A 1077-nucleotide genomic window follows, 5' to 3' on the forward strand; every position below is an offset into this window, starting at 1 on the left:
CTTCGTTTAAAAAATCGGCATGCACGGTCGTGCGCACCTCAAATTTAAAATTTTGCCGCAGCAAAAGCCTAAGAGTTTGCAGAAATTTATCGTATAAGCTTGACTTCGTGATGAGCTCAAAATCCTGCCGCGGCGCCTTAAAATCAAGCGCGATATAATCGATCAGCCCTAGGCTTAGCGCCTCTTCGATCTTTTGCGGATTCGAGCCGTTGGTATCAACCTTGAGCAAAAAGCCGCGCTGCTTAACTTCGTGCGCCAGCGGGATAAAATCGCTCGCACAGGTGCATTCGCCGCCGCTAAATACGATGCCCTGAAGCTTACCCGCGCGCGCATCCAAAAAGCGTAGAAACTCTTCGTTTGAAATTTTACCCCGTGAAGTAACGATTTGTGGGTTGTAGCAGTAATTGCAGCGCATATTGCAGCCGCAAAACCACGCGATCGCGGCGATGTGATCGGCAAAATCAAGCATCGTAAACGGCGTGATCTCGTAAATCTGCGCATTACGCAGGTTTAAGGCTTGCGGCGGCTTCGTATGCGTTTGTTGCATTTGGCCGGTAGCGGCGACTAGGCTATTTGTTTTTTGTCTTTTTTCTCTTCAAAAAAGACGCGCTCTTTGTGTTCGCCCTTCTTTCCGATATTAAAGCTCTCTACTGGGCGCAAATAGCCCATCACTCTTGTGTAAACGACGCATTTTGTGCGTTTTGCTTCTAACTCTTTTGGAAATTCCATTCTCCATCCTTTCACTAAGATTAAAATTTAAATCGCTATTTAGGCGCCCTTGCTCTGCTTGGCTTTGTATTCCGCCAGCAGCTCCTCGTCGCATTTTGGGCAATATTCGTGCTCTCCCGCGATATAGCCGTGCTTATGACAGACGCTGAAAATCGGCGTGATCGTGATATAGGGAAGTTTGTAGTTTTGCACTACGCTTTTTACGAGCTGTTTACACGCCTGAGCCGAGCTGATGCGCTCCTTCATATACAGATGCAGCACCGTGCCGCCTGTATAGGAGCTTTGCAGCTCGTCCTGCATCGCCAGCGCCTCAAACGGATCGCTTCCGAAATTTGCCGGAAGCTGCGT

At 48.7% G+C, this 1077-nt stretch carries 1 protein-coding gene and 1 pseudogene; both read right to left on the reverse strand.

Annotation, left to right across the window (positions count from 1 at the left end):
- On the reverse strand, positions 1-547 hold a 547-nt coding region (locus Q0257_RS10770; protein WP_298024739.1), incomplete at its 3' end, for an anaerobic ribonucleoside-triphosphate reductase activating protein.
- Positions 548-564: 17 nt separating this feature from the next.
- Positions 565-1077: pseudogene (gene nrdD, locus Q0257_RS10775) on the reverse strand (anaerobic ribonucleoside-triphosphate reductase); the annotation flags it as partial.

It is taken from the genome of uncultured Campylobacter sp. (assembly GCF_938018035.1).
GTDB lineage: Bacteria > Campylobacterota > Campylobacteria > Campylobacterales > Campylobacteraceae > Campylobacter_B.